This is a genomic window from Colwellia sp. BRX10-9 (assembly GCF_014077405.1).
Taxonomy (GTDB): domain Bacteria; phylum Pseudomonadota; class Gammaproteobacteria; order Enterobacterales; family Alteromonadaceae; genus Colwellia_A.
The window spans coordinates 1-251 of sequence record NZ_JACGVV010000154.1 but is presented as its reverse complement, the minus strand read 5'-3'; the positions used below and the strand labels follow the sequence as shown (position 1 = coordinate 251).

Genomic DNA, 251 nt, shown 5'->3' with positions numbered 1-251 from the left:
CACAGTGCTATTGTCGCTAGACAAAAAGGTTACAATCTTGAAAGCTGTTGCTCGTTAGAGCTATAAATATAAAAGCGTTTTCTTATTCAATTCATTACAGTGCGTGAAGTTATTCTGTCAGTCTTTTACAAACACTTCGTAGTAAAACTACTTGGGTGTTGTATGGTTAAGCCTCACGGGCAATTAGTATCAGTTAGCTCAAGACCTCGCAGTCCTTACACACCTGACCTATCAACGTTGTAGTCTCCAAC

Annotated in this window: 1 rRNA gene; it reads right to left on the bottom strand. The window is 39.4% G+C overall.

The annotated features are described in order from the left end of the window. Window positions 1-162 precede the first annotated feature (162 nt). Window positions 163-251: ribosomal RNA gene (locus tag H4J69_RS19825) — 23S ribosomal RNA — on the bottom strand; the annotation flags it as partial.